This is a genomic window from Pantoea alfalfae (assembly GCF_019880205.1).
Lineage (GTDB): Bacteria > Pseudomonadota > Gammaproteobacteria > Enterobacterales > Enterobacteriaceae > Pantoea > Pantoea alfalfae.
In genome coordinates this window covers 1,025,914-1,052,812 of sequence record NZ_CP082292.1, presented here as the reverse complement: position 1 = coordinate 1,052,812, position 26,899 = coordinate 1,025,914, and the positions used below count along the sequence as shown (strand labels likewise).

Genomic DNA, 26,899 nt, shown 5'->3' with positions numbered 1-26,899 from the left:
ACGGCGGAATGCCGTTTTGGTATTAACAGCGTAGACAGGGAATAGTCATTTCACCACTAAACTGCCCCGAGAAAAAAAATAAAGAGATGAATTCAGAGATAATTAGCGAGGTAAGTATAACCGCGGGAATTTTATTCCCGCTGCGTTTATAGTCAGAAAGGTCGAATTCCGCCGCCCGGCGTGAGTTGTGCTGACTGCCATAATGCGATACCCGCCACAATTAAAATCAGGCTACCGGTTAAGGCCAGCGTTGGCATTAGTAGTCGCGAGATACCTGAGACAGCACCAGGTTGTGCCAGCCGCTGCGCCACCGAACGCGCCTGCTGAACCAGCAGGCCAATCGCCGAAATGGTCAGTGCCGTGCCGACCGCCATCACGGCAGCAGAGAGAATGCCCCAGCCATAAACACCTATTACTTTGGCAAACAGCAGCATCATAATCGCGCCGGAACAGGGACGTAATCCCATTGATACCACCACCAGCAGCTGGGTTTTCCAGCTAATGTTGCCGCTCATCTGCTGCGGCGTCGGCAGATGCGCATGTCCGCAGCCACAATGTTCATCATGCTGATGGTGAGCACGGAAGGCGCGGAACACCGGAGCTGGCCGCGGACGCAATGCCCGCCACAGTGAGCGCAGCGCCCGATAGCCGATCATCACACCCAGCCCAATCACCAGCAGGTAACTGCCCTTCTCCAGCCAGAAACTGCTGAGATGCAGCTGGCGCGACGAGGTTTTCAGCAGCACCAGCATCACCGTTACCAGCACAATCGCGACTGAGCCCTGCAACAGTGAGGCGAGCAGCGTCAGCCTGATACTGGTTCTGACGCGGCTCGGATGAGTCGCCAGAAAAGTCGCGATAACAACTTTGCCGTGGCCCGGCCCCAGCGCGTGCAGCACACCATATAGCAGGCTGAATATCACCAGCGACATGCCAGCCTGATGGGGCTGCTCCGCCACCTGTTGTAACAGCTGGGTCATCTGCCGGTGCAGATCTTTCTGCCACAGCACGCTCTGCAGCAAAATCTGCGACCAGTAAAGCCAGACCAGCAGCGCGCCGCCTATGAAGAGTCCCGCCAGCAACCACAGAGGCCAGAGCCGGGAAGCCCGCAGGGGCGCAGAAATTACTGACATGTCAGTACCACCGTTTGTGCGAACTGGCGGCCTAAATCCATCTCCTCTGCAGGCGCGTCGGCTTTATCCAGCGACAGCGCATACTGCTTCAGAGAGTCATTAGGTTTTGGCGTATTGAGCGCAAATTTACAGCGGGTCTGCAATGCCGGCGGCAGCGTTAACGCGCCGGGATTGTCATAGAACATATCGACGAAGTAAGTGGGATCGAAGGTCAGGATCTCAAAGCGCTGCCCGGCCAGCGTCGGGGGTTCCGCCAGCGGCAGAACAAATTCCAGTACCGCTTTGTGGCCGTTACGCGACAGATTATATTCCGTTGGCAGATTCAAAAACTTTACCCGCTGTTGGTTGTGCCAGATTTCAGAAAAGTAGTGCTGGCCCAGTACGTTCGCCATCACGCCCGCCGCCAGCTTTTTCCACACCACGCTGCCTGGCTTCGCCTCGCCCGCGTCATACAGCAGATCGGCGGAGGTGATCTCATCCATGGTCCAGGTCATCTTTAATCCGGTGAAGGTGTCACCCTGCACCACCAGTTCGGTTTTCATATCGATGAAACTGTGAGGATGGGCCAGCAGAGCCGGACTTAATACCATCAGTAAGGCAAAGAGTGCGCGTTTCATAATGTTATAAAGTAACGTTCCTGATGAAAAGAATCTATAAGTAACAAAATTTTGTGACCCGCTTTAAACCTCCGGCAAATAAACCGCGTAAACCGCGCGGGCGCTGACCGGGTTGACTACGCTTAGCTCAAAATAGTCTGCTGGAAATCTGATTGATGAGTTCTGCTACCCCTTTGGCACCACTCTTCACCCGTTCACAGCGTCAGTGCCATCTTTTATTGTTGCTGTTTCTGCCCGCACCCGTGCTTACGCTTGAAAAAATCTGCCAGCTGAATGGCATCGATCCTGCCGTTGCCCGACAGGATATCGCGGATGTAGGCCTTGAGATACAGCGATATCACCAGCTGGAATTGCATCAGATGGTGGATGGCAGCTTTCGTCTTCATGGTACAGAGTTGGACCGTCGCCTTTGTCTGCTGCACAACCTGCGACGCAGTCTGCGTTTATCGCAGGATTTTGTCTGCGAGCATTTTGCTGCGCCCCTGCGCCAGCGCCTGAAGGTCATGAAGATTGAGAAAGCGTTGTGGGATGAGACCAATTTACAGGCGCTGATTCAGCATTGCAGCCTGCGTCTGAAGCGTGATTTCAGCGAACGCGACCGGCTTTTTCTGCAGATATTTATGAAGTATGGCTTGTGCCAGCGTCAGCCGGTGCTGTTCAGTGAGGCGCAGTCCCTCTGGCTGCAGCAGAAGCCTGAGCGGCAGGCCGCCGAAGATGTGATACATCACTGGCGAAAACGCTGCCATCTTGCCCCGCATGTCAGTGAAACCGACTTCTGGACGCTGCTGTTCAGCCAGATTCATACGCCGGTCGTGGACGCGGTTGCACATCCTGCTGAACAGCAGTTGATGAACGCGACGCAGCAACTGATTAATGACTTTGAAGCCTGTGCCGAAATCACCTTTGCTGACCGCGACGAACTGCTGCACCAGCTCTATCCGCATCTGGCGCAGGCACTCGATCGCACTCACTTTACTATCGGTATCGACAATAGCGTGGCACTGGATGTCAGCCGACTCTATCCTCGCCTGCTGCGTACGACTCAGCAGGCCCTGCAGGCTTTTGAGCAGCACTACAACATTACTTTTACGCCGGAAGAGGTGAGTTTAGTCACCATTATTTTTGGTGCCTGGCTGATGCAGGAGAGTGCGCTACAGGAGAAGCAGGTCCTGATACTGACCGGCGACGATGCCGACCTGGAGCAGGATGTGGAGCAGCAGATCCGGGAGATCACGCTGCTGCCGATCAATATTTCTTATCTGGATGTGAAGCAGTTTCAGCGGGATGGCGCGCCACGGGACACCGACATCATTATCTCGCCCTACCCGACCTCGCTGCCCTTGTTCTCACCGCCGCTGGTGCATGCTGAACTGCCGCTGACGCTGCACCATCAGCAGCGCATTCGTTATTTACTGGAGTCGTAGCCGGGACGCAGAAACAGTGCGGGCAGGGCTACCAGTGCCATTACCCAGAAAAGATGCCCCTGCAGATGCGCGAACAGCACGCCGCAGATCATGGTCATTATCGCAATACCCCCGCCCATCGCCAGCGCGGAATAGAGTGACTGCAGCCGGATCACTTCCGCCCCCTGCCGCGCCGCGATAAAACGCATCGCCGCCAGATGACAGACGGTGAAACTGCCACAGTGAAGGATTTGCGCCACAATCAGCAGCGGCAGCGCGGTGCTGGCTCCCAGCAGGCCCCAGCGAATGAGCGCGCAGATGCCTGAAAGCAGCAGCAGGTCACGCGCGCGCCAGCGGCGGAACAGGCGGTTGCTCAGAGCGAACACAATAATTTCCGCTACCACGCCCAGCGACCAGAGATAACCCACCGTTGAGGCGGAGTAGCCGCTCTCCTGCCACCAGATAGCACTGAAGCCGTAATAGGCAGCATGCGCGCCCTGCAGCAGCGTCACGCAGAGCATAAATCGCCATACAGCATTTTCACGCAGCAAATCACGCCATTCCTGCCAGCCGCCGCCTGCAGCACCCTGACGCTCATGACCCTGTGGCTGGGTGGCTGGTCTCAGCATCATGCCAGCGAGCATGGCGATGACACCGACGGAAAGCAGCAGCAGAATGGCCTGAGAGGAGTAAGCACTGACCAGCACGCCGGTTAACGCCGAGCTGATTACAAAGGCCAGCGATCCCCACAGTCGCACCGGCCCGTACGCCAGCCCAATCTGCTGTGTCCAGGTAGCAGCCAGCGCATCGCTGAGCGGCACCAGCGGCGAGAAGAAGAGGTTGAAGCCGATCATCACAGTCAGCAGCCACATCCACTGCTCACCCACCCAGAAACCGGCAGCAAACAGAGAGGTCATCAGCGCCAGCAGACGCAGCGCCGTAATTAACCGGCCGGGATTCTTAACCTGCGAGGCAATAAGCAGACTACCGACGAAGCGCGCAACCATACCACAGCCGAGCAGCAGGCCAATCTTCTCAGCATCCAGACCGGTGCCTTTCAGCCACACGCCCCAGAATGGCAGATAGATGCCGTAACAGAAGAAGTAAGTGAAGTAGCCCAATCCGAGCCATCTGGCGGAGCCGATTGCCATATTCCCTCCAGCAGGTTTGCTGCTTCGCAGCATAAGTGGGCGCTACTCTGGCAGAGCCCTGCGGCACAGGCAATAAAAAAGGATGGCAGATGCCATCCTTTTTATGCTGTCTCACAACAGGTTAGCGATTAAGCGTAGACCGGCAGACGGCTGCAGATATCCAGCACTTTCTTCTTGGTGCGCTCAATGGTCGCTTCGTCATTGATGTTATCCAGCACATCGGCGATCCAGCCAGCCAGCTCGCGTACGTCTGCCTCTTTGAAGCCACGACGGGTAACCGCTGGTGTACCGATACGGATACCAGACGTCACAAACGGGCTTTTCGGATCGTTTGGCACGCTGTTCTTGTTAACCGTGATGTTGGCACGGCCCAGCGCCGCATCGGCTTCTTTACCGGTCAGGTTCTTGCTCACCAGATCGATCAGGAACAGATGGTTATGCGTGCCGCCAGACACGATGTCATAGCCACGCTCGATCAGCACTTCTACCATCGCTTTGGCGTTTTTTGCCACCTGCTGCTGGTAGGTTTTGAACTCCGGCTCCATCGCCTCTTTGAAGGCAACCGCTTTACCGGCGATAACGTGCATCAGTGGACCACCCTGACCGCCAGGGAAGACAGCAGAGTTCAGTTTCTTATAGAAATCTTCATCACCGTTTTTCGCCAGAATGATGCCGCCGCGCGGACCCGCCAGCGTTTTGTGGGTGGTGGAGGTCACGATGTGCGCATGCGGGATCGGACTTGGGTAAACGTCAGCAGCAATCAGGCCAGCAACGTGTGCCATATCGACAAACAGCCAGGCTCCCACGCTGTCTGCGATTTCGCGCATTTTCGCCCAGTCACAGACGCCGGAGTACGCCGAGAATCCGCCTACGATCATTTTTGGCTTGTGGGTTTTCGCCAGTTCAGCCAGTTCGTCGTAGTCAATTTTACCGGTCTCATCGATACCGTAAGCCACCACGTTATAGAGTTTGCCGGACAGGTTAACCGGTGAGCCGTGAGTCAGGTGCCCACCGTGCGCCAGGTTCATCCCCAGAATAGTATCGCCCGGCTGCAGCAGCGCGGTGTAAACCGCAAAATTAGCCTGTGAACCTGAGTGTGGCTGCACGTTAGCGTAATCGGCACCAAACAGTTCTTTTGCGCGATCGATCGCCAGCTGCTCAACGATATCAACGTACTCACAGCCGCCGTAGTAGCGTTTGCCCGGATAGCCTTCAGCGTATTTATTGGTGAGCTGAGAACCCTGTGCCTGCATAACACGCGGGCTGGTGTAGTTTTCAGAAGCAATCAGTTCAATGTGCTCTTCCTGACGCACTGTCTCCTGCTCCATCGCCTGCCACAACTCGGCATCGTAATCGGCAATGTTCATATCACGCTTTAACATCCGGATCTCCTGACTCAGCTAACTTTCTGACGGTATTTACCCCCCTTCAGGGGCGAAGGCCCACAGTGTAAACCGTTTTAACAGGTGAAGGTAGGGTGAGCTGCCTCTTTTTACGCAAACGATTGGCTGGCTGCTGGCACAGCATTTTTACACCTTTTTACTCTGTTCAGACGCCACGTTTTTTCTTCAGGCTGTGCCGAAGGCTTTCTTGATGCACTAAAAAGTTGCCACTCAGACAACCAGAAAATTCATTGGATTATTTACACCGCAGACGAAGTGGCTATAAGATGCATTTAAAATACATGTTTAATAAGAGGCCGCCTTTATGCTTGATGCACACGCCATCGCCACCGTTAAATCGACCCTGCCTGCCATCGCCGCCTGCGGTCCAAAGCTTACCGCCCACTTCTATGACCGCATGCTGTCGCACCATCCGGAACTTAAAAACGTCTTCAATATGAATAACCAGCGTAATGGCGATCAGCGGGAAGCCCTGTTCAACGCCATCTGCGCCTATGGCGCAAACCTGGAGAATCTGGCCGTGCTGCTGCCTGCGGTGGAAAAGATTGCGCAGAAACATACCAGCCTGAATATCCAGCCTGCACAGTACGCCATCGTCGGTGAAAATCTGCTGGCAACCATTAAAGAACTGTTGGATCCGGGCGAAGAGGCGCTGGCGGCATGGGGCCAGGCTTACGGCGTGCTGGCAGAGGTATTCATCAATCGCGAAGAGGAAATTTATCAGGCCACAGAGCAGCAAACCGGCGGCTGGCGTGGCACCCGGGCGTTTCGCATCAGTGCGATTGAGCAGCAGAGCGAGGTGATTAAAAGCTTTACCTTCACGCCGGTGGATGGCGGCCCGGTCGCCGCCTTTAAGCCCGGTCAGTATCTGACAGTCCACCTGCAGCCTGCCAGCTTCGAACATCACCAGATTCGTCAGTACTCGCTGACGCATCTCAGCAACGGCAAAGAGTATCGCATCGCGGTGAAACGAGAAGCACAGGGCACCGTCTCCGGCTGGCTGCATCAGAATGGCAAGGTGGGTGATGAGCTGATGCTCGCCGCACCGCACGGCGACTTCTTCCTTGAGGTCGACCCTGTCACGCCTGTGGCGCTGATTTCTGCAGGCGTGGGTCAGACGCCGCTGCTGGCGATGCTCCATGCGCTGGCAGCAAGCCAGCACCGCGCGCCGGTCAGCTGGCTGCATGCCGCAGAGAACGGCAAACAGCATGCATTTGGCCCGGAAGTGATAGCTACAGGCGCGCAGCTCACCGATTTCGTCAGCGAGGTCTGGTATCGCGATCCCGCCGCTGAAGATGCCGGTCGCTATGACGCGCAGGGTCTGATGGATATCACCGCGATCTCCGCACGTCTCGCCTCACCCGACACCCACTTCTACCTCTGCGGTCCGCTGCCCTTTATGCAGCATGTGGTGGCGCAACTGCGCGATGCCAGCGTGGCAGATACACGCATTCATTACGAACTCTTTGGCCCGCATAAAGGCATGTGATTGAGCGATAAAAAAGCCCGCGCTGCGGGCTTAGATTACTGGCAAACCCGATCTAAATCTGACAGCAATGAATCAGCTAAAAGCGCAGGGAATGCTCTCACCGCTAACCGTACCAGATTGAATCTGCCCAATGTGAGTCTTGCAGCAACGCATAAGCTCAAAGCGAAGGGAACACGGGCAGAAGAGGAAAGCGTCCCGCGCCATGGATGGCGGGTTTTGCGTCTTTCCGATCTGTCCGTGTTCTCTAAGCAGGCGCGATCACACAGCCAACGATTCCAGATGAGGCACTAAGGGACTGGCTTTTGCGTCTTTCCGATCTGACCGTGTTCCCAGAGCTGGCTCGATCTCAAAGCTATTCGTCCCAGGCTCCCCAGGCATAAAAAAAGCCCGCAGCGCGGGCTTCTTTATGCTGATAAAGAGCTGATAAAAAGACTATCAGATCGCCTCTTCATCCTCTTCGCCCGTACGGATACGCACTACACGCGCCACGTCAAAGACGAAAATCTTACCGTCACCGATTTTGCCGGTCTGCGCCGTGCGCATAATGGTCTCGACGCAGGTATCAACGATATCGTCGCCCACCACCATCTCGATTTTCACTTTAGGTAAGAAATCGACCATATACTCTGCGCCGCGGTACAGCTCGGTGTGCCCTTTCTGGCGACCAAAGCCCTTTACTTCACTCACGGTCATCCCGGTGATGCCCACTTCCGCTAAGGCTTCACGAACATCATCGAGTTTGAATGGTTTGATAATCGCATCAATCTTTTTCATGTCAGACCCTTTTTCACTCCCTCCATGGTCAGAGGGTTTATCAAGTATAAATGTTACTGGCGCTGTCGGGCGGTAATATCCGGGTTTCTTCAGGTTGCCGCAAGCGCTGTCAGATTGTGCTGACTGCAACCATTCTGCGTCGGGCCTGAGCAGTCAACCTCCCGGTATCACTTCGCCGCCCCCGCTACTCTTTGAAATCACTGGCGTCCAGTTCATGACGAGACAGCAGCTTATAGAACTCCGTCCGATTACGCCCGGCCAGACGTGCGGCGTTGGTCACATTGCCTTTGGTCATCTGCAACAACTTGCGCAGATAGTTCAGCTCAAACTGATTGCGCGCCTCCGCAAATGTCGGCAACGCGCTGTTTTCACCGCTTAAGGCCTGCTCCACCAGCGCATCGCTAATCACCGGCGATGAACTCAGTGCCACGCACTGCTCAATCACGTTCACCAGCTGACGCACGTTGCCCGGCCAGCTGGCCGCCATCAGACGCTTCATTGCATCGACGGAAAAACTGCGAATCTGCGGTTTATGCCGTTCTGCCGCCTGACGTAACAGATGATTAGCCAGCAGCGGGATATCTTCGGTGCGCTGATGCAGTGCCGGAATCTTCAGATTCACCACATTCAGACGATAGAAGAGATCCTCACGGAATTCCTTCTTCTCCATCGCCTTTGGCAGATCGCGATGGGTAGCTGAAATGATGCGCACGTCGATCTCAATATCGTGATCGCTGCCCAGCGGCCTGACCTTACGCTCCTGTAGCACCCGCAGCAATTTCACCTGCAGCGGTTGCGGCATATCGCCAATCTCATCCAGGAACAGCGTGCCGCCGCCAGCGGTTTTAAATAAACCGTCACGGGCACTGACGGCACCGGTGAACGCCCCTTTAGCGTGACCGAACAGCTCTGACTCCAGCAGTTGCTCCGGCAGTGCGCCACAGTTAATGGCGACAAACGGCTTGCCGTTGCGCGGGCTGGCGGCGTGAATCGCCTGCGCCAGCATCTCTTTACCGGTACCGCTCTGACCGTTAATCAGCACGCTGACATCCGACTGCGCCACCATGTGCGCCTGCTCCAGCAGCTTCAACATCAGCGGGCTGCGGGTGACAATCGCTTCGCGCCAGCGGTCATCACTGACCGGCACCTGCTGTGCCAGCGCCTCATCAATGGCTTTATAGAGCGCATCTTTGTCTACTGGTTTGGTCAGGAAGCTGAAAACGCCCTGCTGGGTGGCAGAGACCGCGTCCGGAATAGAGCCGTGCGCCGTCAGGATAATCACTGGCAAGTTGGTGTGGCGTTTCTGGATTTCGCCAAACAGCGCCAGACCGTCCATCTCATCCATACGCAGATCGCTGATCACCAGCTCAATTTTCTCTTTCTGCAGCAGGCGCAACGCTTCGGGTCCGCTGCCTGCCGTGGTGACCTGATACCCTTCGCTGCGAAGACGCATGCCCAGCAGCTTCAGCAGGCTGGGATCGTCATCCACCAGCAGCAATTTTGCCGCTTGCCTCACCATTATTGCTCCTCATCCTGCGGCAGTGCCGTGCCGTGACCGCTGTCAGACACATCCGGGGCTTTGCGTGATGAAAGCTGACGCTCAATGTCAGTCAGCCGCTCCAGCTTATGCTGCGTGTCGCTGAGCTGCTGCTGCTGTTTCACCATCTGCTGGCGTATCGCCTCAAGCTGCGTATCACTGCTCTGCTGCAGATGGGCATAACGGGTGCGCGCTTCACTGAGGTCAAGCTGCGCGGTCTGATTACTGCGCCACAGCTGAATCAGCGGGCGCACAGACTGCGGAAAATCGCTGCTGTAGCGATCCAGGGTTTCAACATAGCGACGACGTTCAACAGGCGTCACGTTGCCGTTGGACATCAGTACGCCCTGCTTGAAGGCGCGCGACCAGTTTTCAGCCGGCCAGCGATGGGCTTCGGCACGGGCCTCCGCGGGAGAAAGACGTTCGGCACAGTCGATCGCCCGCATCCAGTAGAGGGTGTTACCCAGCGCCGTACTATTTTCTATCGGCCACAGGTCACTGCAACGGGTCGCCAGGTAATCAGCGATTCTGACCTCGGGTTCCGCCACCTGATGGCCTGACGGCAAAGAGGAGGTGGCCGGGGAGGTCGTACATCCGCTGAGGAGCAGCGTAGTCAGCGTGCTCAACAGCAAAGCGGGTAAATATTTCATCAGTCAGACTTTCCCGGCTGTGGTGTTCAGTTCAATTCGAAAACAGACGTCAGCCTGCTCGCAGGAGACCAGCGTCAGATCGCCCTGCATCCGGCGCAGGCAATCTTTGGCGATACTCAATCCCAGCCCGCTGCCTTTCACCGGCCCTTTACGCTGCTGGCTGCCCTGGTAGAACGGTTCGAAAATCATCGCCTGCTCTTCAGGCGGGATCGGCGAGCCGCTATTCGCGACCTCAATCCAGATCCGATCGCCCTGCTGCTGACTGCGAAGCCAGATGGTACCGGATTCGCTGCCGTAGTTCACGGCGTTCGAATAGAGGTTGTCGATGACCCGCATCAGTAACATCGGTTCTGCGAGGCAGTGACTGACCTTAAGATCGACGACCGTCTGCATCAGTTTGGCGCGCGCCGAAAGCGCATGTGCGTTAACGACATCTTCCACAATCTCCGCCACGCTGACCGGCTCCAGCGCGATCGGGCCATCCGCCAGTTTGCGGTTGTAATCGAGCAGCTGTTCAATCAGCTGCTGCAGATGGCGACTGCTGCTGTCGAGGATAGTGACCACTTCTTTTTGATCGACATTCAGCGAGCCGGCGACTTCGTCCGCCAGCAGTTCCGTGCCTTCACGCAGGCTGGCCAGCGGCGTTTTCAGCTCGTGAGAGAGATGGCGAAGAAATTCATGACGCTGCGATTCCAGCCACTGAAGCCGCTCGCTGAGCCAGACGATGCGCTGTCCCAGCGATCGCAATTCGCGCGGACCGCGAAATGTCCCGCTGTTACCCAGTGCCCGCCCTTCGCCAAGCCGGTTGATCATCCGTTCAATGCGCTTAACCGGACCGATAATCATGCCGGTAAACAGCGTCATCAGTGCCAGACTGATGATAAACAGAATCAGCGCCTGCCAGCCAAAAAACTGGCCGCGATCGGCAATTTCGCGCTGCAGCTGTAAGCCACGCGAAAAGACCACTTCGCGCGTGTCCTGCACCATCTGCGCATTGGTCGCAGAAAAGCGATCCAGCGCCTCTGCGGCAACCGGCACCGGATTACCATTGTCACATTTCAGTGGCGTCAGCAGCGGCAGCGTCGCCTGTAAGGTCTGGAATGCGGGCAGTTCGGGCAGGCTGGCGCTGTGCGAGCTCAGCATCTGACTGTAGCGGGTATGCTGAGTCTGATAGAGGCGCGCCAGCGAGGCATCATCCAGCACGCAGTACTGGCGATAGCTACGCTCCAGCTCAACCGCCGTTCGCGCCATCGCCTCACTTCTGCGCACATCGGTAAAGGTATTGCGGTTAGTGTCCGCAGCCTGTTCGCTTAATGCAGAGAGACTTTCCCACGCCTGCCAGGCCAGTACCAGCAGGGGCAGCAGCACCAGGACAAACGCCATCAGCACCAGCTGACGCAGAGAACGGGGAAATAAACGCCATTTTTTCACGCAGCCGCTTCCTTAAGATTCGCTGTCTGGATGCTAGCGGACTCTGTCTGCGGAAGAAAGGGGAACGAAAGAAAACGGCAGGCTCAATGGCCTGCCGCTGGCACGACGCGTGATGCATCGCGTAAGAATGGGTGGAGCCTTACTCAACGTTACGTCCGGTGTTTGATAACGCAAGCGATTATCGGTCAGGTGGACGGCAGGCTCCGTTTGGTGCGTCATTCGGGCTTTATGAGCTCTTATCCGCTAAGCGGGGCAATCATAAACAGGTGAATGAGCAGCTGCATGAGTATAGCAAGTTCCATGCCAGAAAATAAATCATTATATTTTTCAGCAAATTGAGCAGACCCGCCCGCTGACTGTCGCGAAAAATCTTATATCAGCACAGGCTGTCTGTCTCCGTAAGGCGACACTAAAATCAGTCTGATAAGCACGCATTAAAAATCAACGAGATAAATGTCGCCATACAGCGACAGCGCAAAGGCTCTGTTGTCGCTATTTGCCAACAGCGGCGCAAAAAAGAACAGGAGGCACGCTGGCCTCCTGTTCATTTCAGTGGATTAAATTAACCCAGCTGTCTGCGCGCATTGCGGAAAATGCGCATCCACGGACTGTCTTCGCCCCACTCGGCCGGATGCCAGGAGTTGCTGACGGTACGGAACACGCGCTCCGGATGCGGCATCATAATGGTGACGCGGCCACTTTCATTGGTCACCGCGGTGATGCCGTCAGGAGAACCATTCGGGTTAGCCGGATAGGTTTCTGTCACCTTGCCGAAGTTATCGACAAAGCGCAGTGCCACCAGCCCTTTCGACTCCAGCGCCGCCAGATGTGTCGCATCACGGACTTCAACAAAGCCTTCACCGTGCGACACCGCGATAGGCATATGCGAACCGGCCATGCCGTCCAGCAGCAGTGATGGACTGGCGGCCACTTCAACCAGGCTGAAGCGTGCTTCAAAGCGCTCAGACTGGTTACGCACAAAGCGCGGCCAGAGGTCGCTACCTGGGATCAGTTCGCGCAGGTTGGACATCATCTGGCAACCGTTGCAGACGCCCAGCGCCAGAGTTTGCGGACGGTGGAAGAAGGTTTCGAACTCGTCACGCACGCTTGGGTTGAACAGAATCGATTTCGCCCAGCCCTCACCGGCACCCAGCACATCGCCGTAAGAGAAGCCGCCACAGGCCACCAGCGCCTGGAACTCTTCCAGACCGCGACGTCCGGCCAGCAGATCGCTCATGTGGACGTCAATGGCGGTGAAACCGGCCCGATCAAAGGCGGCGGCCATCTCCACATGGGAGTTGACGCCCTGCTCACGCAGCACGGCGACGCGTGGACGTGCGCCCGTAGCGATCATCGGTGCAGCCACATCTTCCTGCGGATTGAAGGTCAGATTCACGTTCAGGCCAGGGTCGCTGTCGTTCTTCTTCGCTTCATGTTCCTGATCGGCACACGCCGGGTTGTCGCGCAGGCGCTGCATCTGCCAGGTGGTTTCCGCCCACCAGGTGCGCAGCGTGGTACGGCTTTCGCTGTAAACCGCGCTGTCACCGGCACGGATCACAAAGCGATCGCCCGGCTGTGCACTGCCCAGCAGATGCGTCGAAGCGGCAAGGCCATGATCCGCCAGGATCTGCTCTACCGCTGCGCGATCGGCGGCATTGATCTGGATCACCGCGCCCAGCTCTTCGGTAAACAGGGCGGCCAGCGCATCGTTGCCCAGCGAGGCGATATCAACGTCAATACCGCAGTGACCGGCAAAGGCCATCTCGGCCAGCGTCACCAGCAGACCGCCGTCGGAACGATCGTGGTAAGCCAGCAGTTTCTGCTCAGCCACCAGCGCCTGAATCGCATTGAAGAAGCCCGCCAGCTGTGTGGCATCACGCACGTCGGCAGGTTTGTCGCCGAGCTGACGATAGACCTGCGACAGCGCGGTTGCGCCCAGCGTATTCGCGCCGTTACCCAGATCAATCAGCAGCAGCAGGTTGTCCTGTTCGGCCTGCAGCTGTGGCGTGACGGTACGACGCACATCTTCGACGCGGGCAAACGCGGTAATCACCAGCGACAGCGGCGAGGTCATCTCACGCTGTTCGGTGCCTTCCTGCCAGCGGGTTTTCATCGACATCGAATCTTTACCGACCGGGATAGTGATCCCCAGCGCCGGGCAAAGCTCTTCGCCGACTGCTTTCACCGCCGCATATAAACCGGCATCTTCACCCGGGTGACCGGCTGCAGACATCCAGTTAGCGGAGAGTTTCACACGCTTCAGCGAACCAATCTGCGTTGCCGCCAGGTTGGTCAGTGCTTCACCGACAGCCAGACGCCCCGACGCTGCGAAATCCAGCAGCGCAACCGGTGAACGTTCGCCGAGGGCAAAGGCCTCACCGTGGTAGCTGTCGAGGCTGGCGGTGGTCACCGCACAGTTGGCAACCGGGATCTGCCACGGGCCGACCATCTGATCGCGCGCTACCATGCCGGTCACGCTGCGGTCACCGATGGTGATCAGGAAGGTTTTTTCCGCCACGGCAGGCAGATGCAGTACGCGATTCACCGCATCGACCAGCGTAATGCCGTCGCGCTGCAGTTCGGTACCCTGTGCCTGCTGTGTCACCACATCACGCGTCATCTTCGGCGTTTTGCCCAGCAGCACGTCAAGCGGCATGTCGATGGGCTTATTATCGAAATGGCTGTCTTCCAGGCTCAGGTGCAGCTCTTCGGTCGCTTCACCAATCACCGCGAACGGTGCGCGTTCGCGCTGGCAGATCGCCTCGAACTGTGCGAGCTGATCGGGCGCTACAGCCATCACATAACGTTCCTGTGATTCGTTACACCAGACTTCCAGCGGGCTCATGCCTGGCTCATCACTCAGGATGTCACGCAGGTTAAACCGGCCACCACGACCGCCGTCGCTGACCAGCTCCGGCATGGCATTGGAAAGGCCGCCCGCGCCCACGTCGTGGATAAACAGAATCGGGTTCTCATCGCCCAGCTGCCAGCAGCGGTCGATCACTTCCTGGCAACGGCGTTCCATCTCCGGGTTGTCACGCTGAACGGAGGCGAAATCGAGATCGGCATCAGACTGACCCGAAGCCATGGATGACGCCGCGCCGCCGCCCAGACCGATGTTCATGGCCGGACCACCCAGCACCACCAGCTTCGCGCCGACGGTAATTTCGCCTTTCTGCACGTGATCGGCGCGGATGTTACCGATGCCGCCCGCCAGCATAATCGGCTTATGATAGCCACGCAGCTCGGTGCCGTTGTGGCTGGTGACCTGCTCTTCATAGGTACGGAAATAGCCATTCAGTGCCGGACGACCAAATTCATTGTTAAACGCAGCGCCGCCCAGAGGCCCGTCGGTCATGATTTCCAGCGCGCTGACGATGCGCGCCGGTTTGCCGAAGTCCTCTTCCCATGGCTGTTCAAAGCCAGGGATGCGCAGGTTAGAGACCGAGAATCCAACCAGGCCCGCTTTGGGCTTGGAGCCGCGTCCGGTTGCGCCTTCATCACGGATCTCACCACCGGAACCGGTCGCGGCGCCTGGCCACGGCGAGATGGCCGTTGGATGGTTATGCGTTTCCACCTTCATCAGGATGTGCGCGGCTTCCTGATGCCAGCGGTATTCGCTTTCGCCGGCGTCAGCAAAGAAGCGGCCAACCTCTGACCCTTCCATCACGGCGGCATTATCTTTATAAGCAGAGAGCACGAAGTCCGGCGTCTGCTCCATAGTGTTTTTGATCATCTTAAACAGCGACTTCGGCTGTTTCTCGCCGTCGATAATCCAGTCGGCGTTGAAGATCTTGTGACGACAGTGCTCAGAGTTCGCCTGCGCAAACATATAGAGTTCAATGTCGTTGGGATTGCGGCCCAGCGCGGTAAATGCCGCCACCAGGTAGTCAATTTCATCGTCTGCCAGCGCCAGACCCAGCGAGATATTTGCCTGAACCAGCGCCTGACGGCCCTCACCCAGCAGATCGACACTCTTCACTGGCTGCGGCGTATGGTGCGCAAACAGCTGCTCAGCCTGCGCCAGATCGCTATAGACCGTTTCCATCATCCTATCGTGCAGCAGTGTACCCAGCGTCTGCCACTGAGCTTCCGTCAGTTGCGGAGCCTGCACATAAAAAGCCAGACCACGTTCCAGACGACGTACCTGCGGCAGGCCGCAGTTATGAGCAATGTCGGTGGCTTTGGATGACCAGGGCGAAATGGTGCCGGGACGTGGCGTCACCAGCAGCAGACGTCCCTGTGGAGCATGTTCAGCGAGAGAGGGACCATATTTAAGCAGGCGTTGCAGGCGGCTCTGTTCGTCAGCGGTTAAGGGCGTACTGACATCAGCAAAATGGATGTACTCAGCGTAAATATCACTCACCGGCAGATGAGCGTCCTGAAAGCGGGTCAGCAGTTTGTTTACACGAAATGCCGACAGGGCGGGCGAACCACGCAGAATTTCCATTAATAAGTCTCTCGTCAGGGCGCCGGGCGACGCTTGATTGGGCGCAACAGGGAAAACGGGGCGTATTATAGAGAAAGCGACCTCGCGACGAAACCGTTTGCGCACAATTTTTGGCAACCCGGATTTGCCTGAATTTTGCGCAAAAGCTGCTATAAAAGTTGCTCAGTGTGATTTTGTTGCGCAAAATGCCCCTCGCTCTGGGAGTTCAAAGAAGATAAATACTGCCTTTAAAAGACAGAGGCCTTAGAGCCAGCGAGAGATAACTATTTGAAACGCCTAAAATTTAATTATCTGTTTATCGGTCTGGTTGCCGTGCTGTTAGCGTTAGCGCTGTGGCCATCCATTCCCTGGTATGGGAGTGGGCAGGACAGGATTTCACAGATTAAATCACGGGGAGTCCTGCGGGTCAGTACCATCAACTCCCCATTGACGTACTACACAGTTAACCAGTTACCGGCCGGTATGGATTATGAGCTGGCAAAACGCTTCGCCGATTATCTTGGCGTCAAACTGAAGGTGACGGTTCGTCCTAACCTGAGCGATCTGTTTGATGACCTTGACGATGGTAAAGCCGATTTGCTGGCCGCTGGCCTGAACTACAACAATGAACGCCTGACGCGCTATCAGACCGGGCCAGGTTACTACAACGTTTCACAACAGCTGGTCTATCGCGTGGATAAGCCACGCCCTAAAAACCTCGGTGACTTAAAGGGGCGGCTGACGGTTGCATCAGGATCGGCCTATCTGTCAACGCTAAAGAGCGCGCGTTCCAATCAGTTCCCCGATCTGGACTGGGCGATCTCCACCGATCAGAGTCCTAAAGCTCTGCTGGAAGCGGTCGCCGACGGCAAGCTCGACTATACCATTGGTGACTCCGTCACTATTGCACTGTTGCAGCGCATCTATCCGCAGCTGGCGGTGGCGTTCGATGTTACCGATGAAGAGCCGGTAACCTGGTATGTGCGGCACAGCGATGACGATAGCCTGAATGCAGCAATGCTCGACTTCTTTAATGGTATGGGCGAAGAAGGCGCGATGGCGCGGCTGGAGGAGAAATATCTCGGTCACGTCGGCACCTTTGACTATGTTGATACGCGCACGTTCCTGCGCGCCATCGACAATACGCTGCCCGACATCAGGCCACTGTTTGAGAAGTACGCCACCAGCATCGACTGGCGGCTGCTGGCGGCAATCTCCTATCAGGAGTCGCACTGGAACCCGCAGGCTACCTCGCCGACCGGCGTGCGCGGCATGATGATGCTGACGCGTAACACCGCTGATAGCCTGGATGTGGGCGATCGAACCGATCCCGAACAGAGCATTCGCGGTGGCAGTCAGTATCTGCAGGATATGATGGCGAAGGTGCCGCAGACCATCCCGGAAGATGAGCGCATCTGGTTTGCGCTGGCGGCTTATAACATGGGTTATGCCCATATGCTTGACGTCCGCAAGCTGACGGCACGCCAGGGCGGTAATCCGGACAGCTGGGCGGATGTGAAGCTGCGTCTGCCCATGCTGAGTCAGAAGCGTTACTACACCCAGACGGCTTATGGCTATGCCCGTGGGCATGAAGCCTATAACTATGTGGAGAACATCCGCAAATATCAGTTAAGCCTGGTGGGTTATCTGCAGGAGCAGGAAAAACGCCTGGCGCAGCAGGCTGAAGCACAAGAAGCACAAGCCGAACTGGCCAAAGGCTACCCGGCGGTCGAACCAAAGATCGCCATGAATTAATCCTGGCGTTGCGCCTGACGCAGCGCTTTTTTCTGCTCGCGACGCATACGGAAGAAGTCGCTCAGCATAGCGGCACACTCTTCAGCCAGCACGCCGCTGTGCAGTTCAACCTGATGATTCATGCCGGGGTGGCCCAGCACATCCAGCAGCGACCCCGCCGCCCCACTTTTAATATCGTGCGCACCATAGACCAGCCGGCTGATGCGGCTGTGAACCATGGCGCCGGCGCACATCACGCACGGCTCCAGCGTCACGTAGAGCGTGGTGTCCAGCAGACGATAATTTTCCAGTACCTTACCGCCCTGCCGCAACGCCATAATCTCCGCATGCGCCGTCGGATCGTGCTGGCCGATGGGTCGGTTCCAGCCTTCACCGATCACCCGATCATTCTGAACCAGCACCGCACCCACCGGCACTTCGCCCTGCTCCCACGCCCGGCGCGCCAGGTCAAGCGCATGGCGCATCCAGTATTCATCTTGTTGTTTCATGCTGACCACTCCGGGCGACAGAAAAGCGGCGCATTATAGCGGTCTCACCGATCCTTTAGAAATTTATTCCAGCTGTTGCAGCTCACCTGCGGGTGTTACGCGCCAGCGATGCTGACAGAAAAACAGCAGCGGGTTGTCCTGTTTGCTGTCGCTATAGCCGCTGTAGAGCTGTAGCGGCGTGCCGATTTTCTCTTCAAGCTGGGCCACTTTCTCATGGCCGAGGCAGCGCATTGCCAGTACCCGCCCGCCCCAGCCGCGCTGCATCTGACTGGCAATCAGCTTCACGCGTGGCAGAAACGCGGAGTCGTAATAGACCTGCTCTACCAATGACTGTGGCGATCCGGTGATGAGCCAGACGTCAGCATCATCACTGCCGAGGTAATCCGTCAGGCGCTGCTGCACCACCGGGAAAGCTTTTACGCGCAGGCGAAACCACTGGGCAAACTCGGCTTCGAGGCGCAGCAATGTCTGCTCGGAGCGGCCAAAGGTAATTGACCAGAGCAGCAGGCTCATGGGCCAGCGTGCCGCGCGGCCTTTAAACAGCAAGCCCATGCCCACCACCGGCAGTAACGGCACCACCAGCAGCAGATTCAGCGGACGGCGCCGCAGCAGATAGCGCATAAAGGTGCCGAACATGTCCTGCTGATGCAAAGTGCCATCGAGGTCGAAAAATACGATGCGACGTTGTGTTCCCCTGGTCAAACAACTCTCCTTAACGGCTGATTCCGGGATGATAAAGAGTAGTGTAGCCATCATCAGGCGGTACGGCGATGACGGTCATTTTTAATTCCGATGACTACAATGCCTGATGAATAGTTTATTCTTCACTGATTATCCCTGAATTACGAGGATTGGGCATGAGTTCATTGCTGCGCATTCGCCAGCTTTATCCACGTCTGGCATTGAACGAGCGTCGGCTGGCGGATTTTTTACTGTCGCAACCCGATAAGGCACGTCACCTGAGTTCGCAAAAGCTGGCGGAAGAGTCCGGCGTCAGCCAGTCGAGCGTGGTGAAGTTTGCTCAGAAGCTGGGATACAAAGGCTTTCCGGCGCTTAAGCTGGCTCTGAGTGAGTCACTGGCGGACAAGGATGCTATTACCGTGCATAACCATATCCTCAGCGACGACCCGCTTAAAATGGTGGGGGAAAAGCTGCTGACCGAAAAGCTTTCGGCGATTCGCGCCACGCTGGATATTAATAGCGAAGAGAAGCTCAACGATGTGTTACAGCTGCTGAAAAATGCCCGGCGCATTTTACTGGTCGGCATCGGTGCATCGGGCCTGGTGGCGAAGGATTTCTCCTGGAAGCTGATGAAGATTGGCATTAATGCAGTGGCGGAACAGGATATGCACGCCCTGCTGGCCAGCGTGCAGGCGATGGGGCCAGGCGATGTGCTGCTGGCCATCTCCTACACCGGGGAACGGCGCGAGATTAATCTGGCGGCGCAGGAAGCGGTGCAGGTGGGCGCCGATGTGGTGGCGTTTACCGGCTTTACGCCGAACACCCTGCAGCAGAGTGCCAGCTATTGTCTCTACACGGTGGCGGAAGAACAGAGCACCCGCAGCGCAGCGATCTCTTCGACCACCGCACAGCTGGCGCTGACCGATCTGCTGTTTATGGCGCTGGTGCAAAACGATCCGGAGCGTGCGTCGAGTCATATTCGTCACAGCGAAGCGCTGGTGAAAAAGCTGGTCTGATCAGCGACAGCGCGTATAATACCCGCGCTTTTTCTGTTGTTATCAGGTGGGAAAAATGGCGCTGTTGATTACGGCCAGATGCATTAACTGCGATATGTGTGAACCGGAGTGCCCGAACCAGGCGATTTCACTGGGCGATGCGATCTATGAGATTGATGTCAGCCGCTGCACGGAATGCGTCGGGCATTATGAGGTGCCAACCTGTCAGCAGGTCTGCCCCATCGACAACACCATCATCACTGACCCACAGCACACCGAATCACGCGATGCGCTGTGGGAGAAGTTCGTGCTGCTGCACGGCTAGCTCTCAATGATGACTGTGGCGCAGGCATAGTGACGCTCATCGGCCAGCGTCACGTGAACGTGTTTAACGCCCAGCCTCTCCGCCACGTCAGCTGCATGCTGAAAGAAGCGTAACCCCGGTTTACCCAGCGCATCGTTGTAAACTTCAAACTGATTAAACGCCAGACCACCGCGAATGCCGGTGCCAAAGGCTTTTGCTGCCGCCTCTTTGACTGCAAACCGCTTGGAGAGAAAGCGCACCGGCTGCTTGTGTGCCTGATACTGCTGCCATTCGGCTTCGCTCAGCACCCGGCGCGCCAGCCGGTCGCCGGAGCGCTCAATCACCCCGGCGATGCGTTCAATCTCAACGATGTCGCTGCCCAGTCCCAGAATAGCCATTAGCGGCGGGCTTCACGCAGCAGTTGCTTCATCTCTTTAACCGCCTCCGGCAGGCCACTCATCACCGCACGACCGATAATGGCATGGCCGATGTTCAGCTCATGCATTTCCGGCAGCGCCGCAATCGGCAACACGTTGTGGTAGGTCAGACCGTGACCGGCGTTGACCTTCAGCCCCAGGCTGGCGGCAAAGGTGGCGGCATGGCGAATGCGTGCCAGCTCCGCGTCACGTCCCCGTCCCTCTGGTGCCTCGGCATAAGCGCCGGTGTGAATTTCGATATAAGGCGCACCTGTGGCAACGGCCGCTTCGATCTGGCGGTGGTCGGCATCAATAAACAGTGAAACCAGAATGCCCGCATCACGCAGCAGTCGTACAGCCGCGTTCATCTTCTCCTGCTGCCCTGCCACATCCAGTCCGCCTTCCGTGGTCACTTCCTGACGCTTTTCGGGCACCAGACAGCAGAAATGGGGCTGGATATCGCAGGCGATGCCGATCATCTCATCAGTGACCGCCATCTCCAGATTCATGCGCGTCTGGATAGTGTCACGCAGGATACGCACGTCGCGGTCGGTAATGTGACGGCGATCTTCGCGCAGGTGCACCGTAATACCGTCTGCGCCTGCCTGCTCGGCGATGAACGCCGCCTGCACCGGATCGGGATAGTTTGTCCCACGGGCGTTACGCACCGTGGCAATGTGATCGATATTGACACCTAACAGCAACTCAGCCATGACCATCCTCACTTCTTTTCCATCGTGATGTTGAGTGTACCGCGCAAATGTAAACAGGCGGTACGACCAGCGCTATTCTTCTTCCTGTTCGGGCTTTTTCTTCGGGATAAACTGGCGGAACAGCTCCTGACTTTTCAGCGGCTTGCCACCCAGATAGGGCTTCAGGGCGATGCGGGTAAAGCGCTTAGCAGCGCGCAGCGTATCGGCATCGGGAAACTCACGTTCACACAGGGCGTGCAACTCACGGCCGGTAAAGCTGCGCTGATTGACCACCAGACTGGCGATAAAACCGCGATCTTCACGGTAGCTGTACGTCATGTCTTCGCTGACCGGCTCGCCGCTACCGGCGCAATGCAGGAAGTCGACGCCATACCCCAGATGACCGAGCAGCGCCAGTTCAAAACGGCGCAGTGCCGGTTCGGGCTTGCCGTGCGTGGAAGCTAATGCCTGAAGGCAGTTGAGATAGTCGAAGAAAAGTTCCTGGAAGGGAGATTCCGGCTGCAATACGCGCGAGACCAGCTCATTGACGTAGAGACCGCAGTAGAGCGTGATGCCGCTGAGCGGTAAGGCCAGCGACACCGCTTCAGCATTGCGCAGGGTTTTGACGTCCCCGCGCCCGCTCCAGCGAACCAGCAGCGGGGTAAAAGGCTGTAATGCACCTTTCAGCTGAGAGCGCCGCGAGCGTGCGCCCTTGGCCAGCACCCGTACCCGCCCTTCGTTTTCGCTGAACAGGTCGAGCAGCAGGCTGGTTTCGCTGAAGGGACGACTATGCAGCACAAAGGCGCGTTGCCAGCCTTCCATTGAATCAGAGATCGTCTGTATAACCCAGGCTGCGCAGCGCTCGTTCGTCATCTGCCCAGCCGGATTTCACTTTCACCCACAGTTCGAGATGCACTTTCGCTTCGAACATCTCTTCCATGTCCCTGCGCGCTTCTGTTCCGATGACTTTGATTTTGGCACCTTTGTTGCCAATCACCATCTTCTTCTGCCCTTCGCGCTCGACCAGAATCAGTCCATGAATGTCGTAACCGCCGCGTTCGTTGGTCACGAAGCGCTCAATCTCCACGGTGACCGAGTAAGGCAGTTCAGCGCCCAGGAAGCGCATCAGTTTTTCACGGATCATCTCTGACGCCATGAAACGCTGAGAGCGATCGGTGATGTAATCTTCCGGGAAGTGATGATCGGCCTGCGGCAGATGCTTGCGGGTAATGGCCGCAATGGTATCGACGTTTTTGCCGCTCTCCGCAGAGACTGGCACGATATCAAGGAAGTTCATCTGCTGGCTCAGGAACTGCAGATGCGGCAGCAGGATGGTTTTATCCTGGATGTTGTCGACTTTATTCACAGCCAGCACAACCGGCACTTTATTGTCGCGCAGTTTGTTTAACACCATCTCATCATCTGGCGTCCAGCGGGTACCTTCAACGACGAAGATCACCAGCTCTACGTCGCCGATAGAACTGCTGGCTGCACGGTTCATCAGACGGTTAATGGCGCGCTTCTCTTCCATGTGCAGTCCGGGGGTATCGACGTAAATCGCCTGATAGTTGCCCTCAGTATGAATGCCCATGATGCGGTGGCGCGTGGTTTGCGGCTTACGCGAGGTGATCGACACCTTCTGCCCCAGCAACTGGTTCAGTAAGGTGGATTTACCGACGTTCGGTCGGCCAACAATCGCGACAAAGCCGCAATAAGTAACGTTTTCGCTCATTCGAGTCCTGAATTGTTCAGCGCCTGATGCGGCGCCGAAGAGTGCTATTTGAGTCATGTGTCATTCAGCGTCTTCTGACGCCGGGATAGAGATGTCAGAGGGTGATTGATTCAGCGCCGGTTATGGCACTGTCACCCGACAGACCTATTCGAGACCTAATTTTATCAGTGCCTGTTCAGCCGCTGCCTGCTCGGCTTTACGACGGCTGGAGCCGACGCCGACGACCGGCTCGGCCATGCCACTCACCTGACAGTGAATGGTGAATTCCTGATCGTGGGCTTCGCCGCGCACCTGCACCACCAGATAACTTGGCAGCGGCAGATGACGTCCCTGCAGATACTCCTGCAGGCGCGTTTTGGGATCTTTTTGTTTGTCGCCAGGACTGATTTCATCCAGGCGCGTCTGATACCAGTCGAGGATCAGCTGCTCTACCCGCTCGATGCTGCTGTCGAGGAAGATACCACCAATCAGCGCTTCCACCGTATCCGCCAGGATCGATTCGCGACGGAAACCGCCGCTTTTCAGCTCACCCGGCCCTAAGCGCAGGCACTCGCCAAGATCAAATTCGCGTGCCATTTCAGCCAGCGTATTGCCGCGCACCAGCGTGGCACGCATGCGGCTCATGTCACCTTCATCAACCCGCGGGAAGCGGTGATAAAGGGCATTCGCAATCACATAGCTAAGAATAGAATCGCCCAGAAATTCCAGGCGCTCGTTGTGCTTGCTGCTGGCGCTGCGGTGAGTCAGGGCCTGCTGTAACAGTTCCGAATGAGTAAAAGTGTAGCCCAGTTTGCGCTGAAGCTTGTTAATCAGGATGGGGTTCATGCGATTCCAGTTCTTTGTTGCGTCTGTGACTCTGCATACCAAACGGGGCTGGCAGTCCAACACGTTCCGTTTGGTGTGCAGTGGCCTCCCTGAGGAGGCCACCCGATTTGCCTGTTAATCAGACAAAATTATTAGTGGATACCGCCGATGCGACTGAATCGCACGCCGGTTGGCCACTGACCTTCTTGTTTCTCAAAACTCATCCAGATAGCGACCGCTTTACCGACCAGATTACGCTCCGGGACAAAGCCCCAGTAACGGCTGTCGGCGCTGTTATCACGGTTGTCGCCCATCATGAAGTATTGCCCTTTCGGCACGACCCAGCTCGCCTGCGGCTGACCCGGCTGCTGATAATACATGCCCGCCTGACTCTGCGCTTCGTTAACCAGCAGAATGTCATGGGTCACGTTACCGATAGTCTCTTTACGGGTTGCCATGCGCAGACCACCGCGCAGGGTATCGCCCTGTGGCACCTGATAAAAACCGTTGCCGGTTTCGTTGCCATCAAAGCCGCTAAAAGTCTGAATAAAGTTGCTTGGTTCAACGTCGGTATAAGTCACTGCCAACGCTGTGTCACAGGCTTTATCATCACCACAGGTCGGTTTCACCGTTAGCGTTTTGCTGTAAGGATCATAGATGACTTTATCGCCTGGCAGGCCAATCACGCGCTTAATATAATCCAGGCTCGGATCTTTCGGGTATTTAAATACCGCAATGTCGCCGCGCTTCGGCTGACCGGTTGGGATCAGCGTCGTCTGGGTAATCGGATCTTTAATGCCGTAAGCAAACTTCTCCACCAGGATAAAGTCGCCAATCAGCAGCGTTGGCATCATCGAGCCAGAGGGAATCTGGAACGGTTCGTAAATAAACGAACGCACGATGAAAACCACGGCCAGCACCGGGAACACGGAGGCGGTCGTCTCAACCCAGCCTGGCTGTGAAGAGACTTTCGCCAGCGTTTTGCTGTCAAGCGCGTTACCGGTCTGGGCCTGCGCCGCCGCCTGTTTCGCGCGACGCTCGGGTGCCCATTTGAAACGATCAATTACCCAGACGATGCCAGTAATCAGCGTCGCTATCGCCAGAATCAGGGCGAACATATTAGCCATTGGAAATCCTTATTTGCTGTCCTTACCGACATGCAGAATGGCGAGGAACGCTTCCTGTGGCAGCTCAACGTTACCAACCTGCTTCATACGCTTCTTACCATCTTTCTGTTTCTGCAACAGTTTCTTCTTACGGCTGACGTCACCGCCATAACACTTGGCGAGAACGTTTTTGCGCAGCTGTTTAACCGTTGAGCGCGCAATAATGTGGTTACCGATGGCAGCCTGAATCGCAATATCAAACTGCTGGCGCGGGATGAGATCTTTCATTTTCTCAACCAGATCGCGGCCACGATAAGGCGCATTGTCGCGGTGAGTAATCAGCGCCAGCGCATCCACACGTTCAGAGTTAATCAGTACGTCGACACGCACCATGTCTGAAGGCTGGAAACGTTTGAAGTTGTAATCCAGCGAGGCATAACCGCGCGAGGTGGATTTCAGACGGTCAAAGAAGTCGAGAACCACTTCTGCCATCGGAATTTCATACGTCAGTGCAACCTGATTGCCGTGGTAAACCATGTTGGTCTGCACGCCACGCTTCTCAATACAGAGCGTGATGACGTTGCCCAGATACTCCTGTGGCAGCAGCATGTGACATTCCGCGATCGGCTCACGCAGCTCTTCGATGTTATTCAGTGGCGGCAGCTTGGATGGACTATCGACATGAACAATTTCGCCACCGGTGGTCACGACTTCATACACTACCGTCGGTGCAGTGGTAATCAGATCGAGATCGTATTCGCGCTCCAGACGCTCCTGGATGATCTCCATGTGCAGCAGACCGAGGAAGCCACAGCGGAAACCAAAGCCCAGCGCCGTTGAGCTTTCTGGCTCATAGAACAGCGAGGCATCGTTCAGGCTCAGCTTGCCGAGCGCATCACGGAACGCTTCATAATCGTCAGAGCTGATCGGGAACAGACCGGCATAAACCTGCGGCTTCACTTTTTTAAAGCCTGGCAGCGCTTTGTCTGCCGGGTTGCGAGCGGTGGTGAGGGTATCGCCCACCGGTGCGCCGAGGATATCTTTAATGGCGCAGACCAGCCAGCCGACTTCACCGCAGTTCAGTTCATTACGGTCGACACGTTTCGGGGTAAAGATACCCAGGCGGTCAGCGTTATAAACCTGACCGGTGCTGAGGACTTTGATCTTGTCACCTTTACGCATGGTGCCGTTTTTTACACGCACCAGCGAGACAACGCCCAGATAGTTATCAAACCAGGAATCGATAATCAGCGCCTGTAGCGGACCTTCCGGATCGCCTTCCGGCGGCGGAATATCGCGCACTAAGCGTTCCAGCACGTCCGGAACGCCGACGCCGGTTTTAGCGGAGCAGCGCACCGCATCAGCAGCATCGATGCCGACGATATCTTCAATCTCCTGCGCAGCGCGATCGGGATCGGCAGCAGGCAGGTCGATTTTGTTCAGAACCGGCACTACTTCCAGATCCATCTCCATCGCGGTGTAGCAGTTCGCCAGTGTCTGCGCTTCAACACCCTGACCCGCATCCACCACCAGCAATGCACCTTCGCAGGCAGCCAGTGAGCGGGAAACTTCATAAGAGAAGTCTACGTGGCCCGGAGTATCAATGAAATTGAGCTGGTAAGTTTCGCCGTCTTTCGCGTGGTAATCGAGTGTGACGCTCTGTGCTTTGATAGTAATGCCACGCTCACGCTCCAAATCCATGGAGTCAAGAACCTGCGCAGCCATTTCACGGTCAGAAAGGCCACCGCAGATCTGAATAAGGCGGTCAGAGAGCGTAGATTTACCATGGTCGATATGAGCGATGATGGAGAAATTTCTTATGTGCTTCATTTATAGGGATATCTTCGCTTAAAATTCAGTTGAAAATCTGAGCACAGACACATTCAGGAAGATCGCTCTTTACCCACAA

The 26,899-nt window shown here is 56.5% G+C and carries 23 protein-coding genes; 5 read left to right on the top strand and 18 right to left on the bottom strand.

All coding sequences use genetic code 11. From position 1 onward, the window contains the following. Positions 1-152: 152 nt before the first annotated feature. Together K6R05_RS05065 and K6R05_RS05060 are read right to left on the bottom strand one after the other, a co-directional pair. Positions 153-1,133, bottom strand: a complete 981-nt coding sequence (locus K6R05_RS05065) for a nickel/cobalt transporter (RefSeq protein ID WP_161734367.1) — start codon at positions 1,131-1,133, stop codon at positions 153-155. Next, positions 1,124-1,750: a DUF1007 family protein gene (locus K6R05_RS05060; RefSeq protein ID WP_161734369.1), complete on the bottom strand. Its 627-nt coding sequence runs from the start codon at positions 1,748-1,750 to the stop codon at positions 1,124-1,126. Before K6R05_RS05060 ends, K6R05_RS05065 begins: the two co-directional genes overlap by 10 nt. A 155-nt stretch (positions 1,751-1,905) precedes the next feature. On the opposite strand from K6R05_RS05060, the gene csiE reads away from it, so the two are divergent. Beyond that, positions 1,906-3,174, top strand: a complete 1,269-nt coding sequence (gene csiE / locus K6R05_RS05055) for a stationary phase inducible protein CsiE (protein WP_222925121.1) — start codon at positions 1,906-1,908, stop codon at positions 3,172-3,174. Here csiE and K6R05_RS05050 read toward each other — a convergent pair. Continuing rightward, positions 3,156-4,304, bottom strand: a complete 1,149-nt coding sequence (locus K6R05_RS05050; RefSeq protein ID WP_161734374.1) for a 3-phenylpropionate MFS transporter — start codon at positions 4,302-4,304, stop codon at positions 3,156-3,158. The genes csiE and K6R05_RS05050 overlap by 19 nt on opposite strands. Positions 4,305-4,432: 128 nt before the next feature. Further along, a complete protein-coding gene (gene glyA / locus K6R05_RS05045) occupies positions 4,433-5,686 on the bottom strand; it encodes a serine hydroxymethyltransferase (protein WP_161734376.1) in 1,254 nt (417 codons plus the stop codon). Positions 5,687-6,011: 325 nt separating this feature from the next. Between glyA and hmpA the strand changes: the two genes are divergently transcribed. Further along, positions 6,012-7,196 (top strand): NO-inducible flavohemoprotein, encoded by a 1,185-nt coding sequence (gene hmpA, locus K6R05_RS05040; RefSeq protein WP_222925120.1) that lies wholly within the window; start codon positions 6,012-6,014, stop codon positions 7,194-7,196. 435 nt (positions 7,197-7,631) lie between these two features. Here the strand turns inward: hmpA and glnB are convergent, their stop codons facing one another. The 5 genes from glnB to purL all read right to left on the bottom strand — a co-directional run bounded on the left by glnB (position 7,632) and on the right by purL (position 16,038). After that, positions 7,632-7,970: a nitrogen regulatory protein P-II gene (gene glnB / locus K6R05_RS05035; RefSeq protein WP_003848647.1), complete on the bottom strand. Its 339-nt coding sequence runs from the start codon at positions 7,968-7,970 to the stop codon at positions 7,632-7,634. A gap of 184 nt (positions 7,971-8,154) precedes the next feature. Continuing rightward, positions 8,155-9,489, bottom strand: coding sequence for a two-component system response regulator GlrR (gene glrR, locus K6R05_RS05030; protein WP_161736192.1), 1,335 nt, complete (start codon positions 9,487-9,489; stop codon positions 8,155-8,157). Beyond that, positions 9,489-10,157, bottom strand: coding sequence for a two-component system QseEF-associated lipoprotein QseG (qseG, locus tag K6R05_RS05025; RefSeq protein ID WP_107320023.1), 669 nt, complete (start codon positions 10,155-10,157; stop codon positions 9,489-9,491). The genes glrR and qseG overlap by 1 nt, the downstream gene beginning before the upstream one ends. A 3-nt stretch (positions 10,158-10,160) precedes the next feature. Further along, positions 10,161-11,588, bottom strand: a complete 1,428-nt coding sequence (locus K6R05_RS05020; protein WP_222925119.1) for a sensor histidine kinase — start codon at positions 11,586-11,588, stop codon at positions 10,161-10,163. A gap of 562 nt (positions 11,589-12,150) precedes the next feature. Next, the gene (gene purL / locus K6R05_RS05015) at positions 12,151-16,038 is read right to left on the bottom strand and encodes a phosphoribosylformylglycinamidine synthase (RefSeq protein WP_222925118.1); all 3,888 of its coding nucleotides are present in this window, start codon (positions 16,036-16,038) and stop codon (positions 12,151-12,153) included. A 267-nt stretch (positions 16,039-16,305) separates the two neighbouring features. Between purL and mltF the strand changes: the two genes are divergently transcribed. Next, positions 16,306-17,772 carry a membrane-bound lytic murein transglycosylase MltF gene (gene mltF / locus K6R05_RS05010; RefSeq protein ID WP_222925117.1) on the top strand — a complete coding sequence of 489 codons (1,467 nt, stop codon included), beginning with the start codon at positions 16,306-16,308 and terminating at the stop codon, positions 17,770-17,772. Here the strand turns inward: mltF and tadA are convergent. Then, on the bottom strand, positions 17,769-18,260 hold the full coding sequence (tadA, locus tag K6R05_RS05005; protein WP_161736188.1) for a tRNA adenosine(34) deaminase TadA: 492 nt from the start codon (positions 18,258-18,260) through the stop codon (positions 17,769-17,771). The genes mltF and tadA overlap by 4 nt on opposite strands. A gap of 63 nt (positions 18,261-18,323) precedes the next feature. Then, on the bottom strand, positions 18,324-18,962 hold the full coding sequence (gene yfhb / locus K6R05_RS05000; RefSeq protein ID WP_161736187.1) for a phosphatidylglycerophosphatase C: 639 nt from the start codon (positions 18,960-18,962) through the stop codon (positions 18,324-18,326). Between the two features lie 155 nt (positions 18,963-19,117). Here yfhb and K6R05_RS04995 point away from each other — a divergent pair, with 155 nt between their 5' ends. Both K6R05_RS04995 and K6R05_RS04990 read left to right on the top strand, forming a co-directional pair. Further along, positions 19,118-19,957, top strand: coding sequence for a MurR/RpiR family transcriptional regulator (locus K6R05_RS04995; RefSeq protein ID WP_150012637.1), 840 nt, complete (start codon positions 19,118-19,120; stop codon positions 19,955-19,957). Positions 19,958-20,012: 55 nt separating this feature from the next. After that, positions 20,013-20,261 carry a YfhL family 4Fe-4S dicluster ferredoxin gene (locus K6R05_RS04990; RefSeq protein ID WP_161736185.1) on the top strand — a complete coding sequence of 83 codons (249 nt, stop codon included), beginning with the start codon at positions 20,013-20,015 and terminating at the stop codon, positions 20,259-20,261. On the opposite strand, the gene acpS is transcribed toward K6R05_RS04990, so the two are convergent. The 7 genes from acpS to lepA all read right to left on the bottom strand — a co-directional run bounded on the left by acpS (position 20,258) and on the right by lepA (position 26,820). Further along, positions 20,258-20,638 (bottom strand): holo-ACP synthase, encoded by a 381-nt coding sequence (gene acpS, locus K6R05_RS04985; RefSeq protein ID WP_161736184.1) that lies wholly within the window; start codon positions 20,636-20,638, stop codon positions 20,258-20,260. The genes K6R05_RS04990 and acpS overlap by 4 nt on opposite strands. Beyond that, the gene (gene pdxJ, locus K6R05_RS04980; RefSeq protein ID WP_161736183.1) at positions 20,638-21,369 is read right to left on the bottom strand and encodes a pyridoxine 5'-phosphate synthase; all 732 of its coding nucleotides are present in this window, start codon (positions 21,367-21,369) and stop codon (positions 20,638-20,640) included. The genes acpS and pdxJ overlap by 1 nt, the downstream gene beginning before the upstream one ends. A 72-nt stretch (positions 21,370-21,441) precedes the next feature. Beyond that, positions 21,442-22,170: a DNA repair protein RecO gene (recO, locus tag K6R05_RS04975; protein WP_222925116.1), complete on the bottom strand. Its 729-nt coding sequence runs from the start codon at positions 22,168-22,170 to the stop codon at positions 21,442-21,444. Between the two features lie 4 nt (positions 22,171-22,174). After that, positions 22,175-23,080, bottom strand: a complete 906-nt coding sequence (gene era, locus K6R05_RS04970; protein ID WP_161736181.1) for a GTPase Era — start codon at positions 23,078-23,080, stop codon at positions 22,175-22,177. Between the two features lie 144 nt (positions 23,081-23,224). Then, positions 23,225-23,905 (bottom strand): ribonuclease III, encoded by a 681-nt coding sequence (gene rnc, locus K6R05_RS04965; protein WP_010257656.1) that lies wholly within the window; start codon positions 23,903-23,905, stop codon positions 23,225-23,227. Positions 23,906-24,036: 131 nt separating this feature from the next. Continuing rightward, positions 24,037-25,011: a signal peptidase I gene (gene lepB, locus K6R05_RS04960; protein WP_161736180.1), complete on the bottom strand. Its 975-nt coding sequence runs from the start codon at positions 25,009-25,011 to the stop codon at positions 24,037-24,039. 9 nt (positions 25,012-25,020) lie between these two features. Continuing rightward, the gene (lepA, locus tag K6R05_RS04955; RefSeq protein ID WP_033783908.1) at positions 25,021-26,820 is read right to left on the bottom strand and encodes a translation elongation factor 4; all 1,800 of its coding nucleotides are present in this window, start codon (positions 26,818-26,820) and stop codon (positions 25,021-25,023) included. Positions 26,821-26,899 lie beyond the last annotated feature (79 nt).

Excerpts from the sequence above, each read along its gene's own strand:
- K6R05_RS05065 (WP_161734367.1), bottom strand. The coding sequence starts at position 1,133 with ATGTCAGTAATTTCTGCGCCCCTGCGGGCTTCCCGGCTCTGGCCTCTG.
- K6R05_RS05060 (WP_161734369.1), bottom strand. The coding sequence starts at position 1,750 with ATGAAACGCGCACTCTTTGCCTTACTGATGGTATTAAGTCCGGCTCTG.
- csiE (WP_222925121.1), top strand. The coding sequence starts at position 1,906 with ATGAGTTCTGCTACCCCTTTGGCACCACTCTTCACCCGTTCACAGCGT.
- K6R05_RS05050 (WP_161734374.1), bottom strand. The coding sequence starts at position 4,304 with ATGGCAATCGGCTCCGCCAGATGGCTCGGATTGGGCTACTTCACTTAC.
- glyA (WP_161734376.1), bottom strand. The coding sequence starts at position 5,686 with ATGTTAAAGCGTGATATGAACATTGCCGATTACGATGCCGAGTTGTGG.
- hmpA (WP_222925120.1), top strand. The coding sequence starts at position 6,012 with ATGCTTGATGCACACGCCATCGCCACCGTTAAATCGACCCTGCCTGCC.
- glnB (WP_003848647.1), bottom strand. The coding sequence starts at position 7,970 with ATGAAAAAGATTGATGCGATTATCAAACCATTCAAACTCGATGATGTT.
- glrR (WP_161736192.1), bottom strand. The coding sequence starts at position 9,489 with ATGGTGAGGCAAGCGGCAAAATTGCTGCTGGTGGATGACGATCCCAGC.
- qseG (WP_107320023.1), bottom strand. The coding sequence starts at position 10,157 with ATGAAATATTTACCCGCTTTGCTGTTGAGCACGCTGACTACGCTGCTC.
- purL (WP_222925118.1), bottom strand. The coding sequence starts at position 16,038 with ATGGAAATTCTGCGTGGTTCGCCCGCCCTGTCGGCATTTCGTGTAAAC.
- tadA (WP_161736188.1), bottom strand. The coding sequence starts at position 18,260 with ATGAAACAACAAGATGAATACTGGATGCGCCATGCGCTTGACCTGGCG.
- K6R05_RS04995 (WP_150012637.1), top strand. The coding sequence starts at position 19,118 with ATGAGTTCATTGCTGCGCATTCGCCAGCTTTATCCACGTCTGGCATTG.
- K6R05_RS04990 (WP_161736185.1), top strand. The coding sequence starts at position 20,013 with ATGGCGCTGTTGATTACGGCCAGATGCATTAACTGCGATATGTGTGAA.
- acpS (WP_161736184.1), bottom strand. The coding sequence starts at position 20,638 with ATGGCTATTCTGGGACTGGGCAGCGACATCGTTGAGATTGAACGCATC.
- pdxJ (WP_161736183.1), bottom strand. The coding sequence starts at position 21,369 with ATGGCTGAGTTGCTGTTAGGTGTCAATATCGATCACATTGCCACGGTG.
- recO (WP_222925116.1), bottom strand. The coding sequence starts at position 22,170 with ATGGAAGGCTGGCAACGCGCCTTTGTGCTGCATAGTCGTCCCTTCAGC.
- era (WP_161736181.1), bottom strand. The coding sequence starts at position 23,080 with ATGAGCGAAAACGTTACTTATTGCGGCTTTGTCGCGATTGTTGGCCGA.
- rnc (WP_010257656.1), bottom strand. The coding sequence starts at position 23,905 with ATGAACCCCATCCTGATTAACAAGCTTCAGCGCAAACTGGGCTACACT.
- lepB (WP_161736180.1), bottom strand. The coding sequence starts at position 25,011 with ATGGCTAATATGTTCGCCCTGATTCTGGCGATAGCGACGCTGATTACT.
- lepA (WP_033783908.1), bottom strand. The coding sequence starts at position 26,820 with ATGAAGCACATAAGAAATTTCTCCATCATCGCTCATATCGACCATGGT.